This is a genomic window from Streptomyces sp. WELS2 (assembly GCF_013870595.1).
In the GTDB taxonomy this organism is placed as follows: Bacteria; Actinomycetota; Actinomycetes; order Streptomycetales; family Streptomycetaceae; genus Streptomyces.
On record NZ_JACBWZ010001177.1, the window covers coordinates 1 to 1,535 of the forward strand.

A 1,535-nucleotide genomic window follows, 5' to 3' on the forward strand; every position below is an offset into this window, starting at 1 on the left:
CCATGAGCCCGGCCGAGCCGCGCAGGAAGGCGAACGGCCCGGCCGGCCGCTGCTGCCTGCCGGACGGACGGCTCGCCGTCCTCGGCGGTGGGTGCCAGGGATTCCTCGTCAGTGGGTGCCACCCGCCCAGTCTCACCCACGCCACCGACAACCGGGGCCCATGCGCCATCCTCGTGACGGATCGGAACCGTACTGTCGATTTTCCGGCCGGCGCATACCGGCAAATCCGGCGTTTCAGTGGCCTGTGACACACCCGGAGCCCCGGGCGGTCCGTCAGCGCCTCTCGCCCGGCACGTCCATGACCGCGCAGACCACGCGCCACACGTCCTTGGCCTCCCAGCCCGCGTCCAGCGCCTCGTTCACCGTGCGTCCGCCCAGTTCGGACATCACGTGATCGCGCGCGAAGGTCTCGGCGTACCCCGGACCGAAGTGTTCCGCCATTCGCTGCCAGAAGACCGTCAACCGCATGACTCCAGTATCCCGCCCCCGGGGGTGGGCCCTGCCCGGAGCGCCTGCCGGAACCGCTTCGCGCCCTACGGTCTGACCCATGGCAGATTCAGGAGTCTCCCCACTCCCCACCACGCCCCCGGCGCGCTCCCCGCTCTTCCGCGCCGAACAGTTCATGTGGCTCACCGCGCGCGTGCTGGAGCAGCGTCTCTTCGCCCACCACTTCCTGCACGGCTGCCCACAGGCCGTGGAAGCGGCGCTGGACGCCTACCGCAACGAGGACGGCGGGTACGGGCACGCGCTGGAGCCCGATCTGCGCGGGCCCGTCAGCCAGCCCCTGCACACCGCGCGCGCCCTGAGCGTGCTGGACGCCGTCGGGCGCTGCGGCGGGCAGCGGGTGGAGCGCGTATGCCGCTATCTGACCTCCGTCTCCACCCCGGACGGCGCCCTGCCGGCGGTCCACCCCGGCCAGCGCGGGTATCCGACGGCGCCGTTCCTCACGGTCGTCGACCACCCGCCCAGCGAGCTGCTGACCACCGGCCCGGTGGTCGGGCTGCTGCACCGCAACGAGGTGTGGCACGCCTGGCTGTTCCGGGCCACCGACTACTGCTGGCAGGCGGTGGAGACCCTGGAGAAGTCCCACCCCTACGAGGTGCGGGCGGCCGTGGCCTTCCTGGACTCCGCTCCCGACCGCCCGCGCGCCCGGGCCGCCGCCGACCGGCTGGGCCGCCTGGTGCGGGAGCAGCGGCTGGTGGCGCTGGACCCGGACCGCCTGGACGCCTTCCCGGTCGCCGCCGGTTACGCCCCCGGGGAGCACCACTTCCCGCACGACTTCGCCCGGAGTCCGGACTCGCTCGCGCGCGCGTGGTTCACGGACGACGAGATGGCGCGCTCCCTGGACCACCTGGCCGCCGGGCAGCAGGAGGACGGGGGCTGGCCCGTCACCTGGCGGCAGTGGGCCCCGGCGCCCACGCTGGAGGCGCGCCCCATGGTGACGATCGAGGCCCTGCGCACCCTGCGGGCCTACGGCCCGTGAGGCAGAAGCGGGTGCCGTCGGTGTGACCGGTGTCGATCCAGATGCGCCCGCC

General features: G+C 73.6%; 2 protein-coding genes. One reads left to right on the forward strand and one right to left on the reverse strand.

The annotated features are described in order from the left end of the window. Positions 1-273: 273 nt before the first annotated feature. Complete coding sequence (locus H5J33_RS34790; protein ID WP_030608876.1) at positions 274-468, reverse strand: DUF3046 domain-containing protein; 195 nt, start codon at positions 466-468, stop codon at positions 274-276. A 79-nt stretch (positions 469-547) separates the two neighbouring features. On the opposite strand from H5J33_RS34790, the gene H5J33_RS34795 reads away from it, so the two are divergent. After that, a complete protein-coding gene (locus H5J33_RS34795) occupies positions 548-1,483 on the forward strand; it encodes a hypothetical protein (RefSeq protein WP_181798643.1) in 936 nt (311 codons plus the stop codon). Positions 1,484-1,535 lie beyond the last annotated feature (52 nt).

What these genes read in the sequence shown, in the direction of transcription:
- H5J33_RS34790 (WP_030608876.1), bottom strand. Translation starts at nt 468, where the DNA reads ATGCGGTTGACGGTCTTCTGGCAGCGAATGGCGGAACACTTCGGTCCG.
- H5J33_RS34795 (WP_181798643.1), top strand. Translation starts at nt 548, where the DNA reads ATGGCAGATTCAGGAGTCTCCCCACTCCCCACCACGCCCCCGGCGCGC.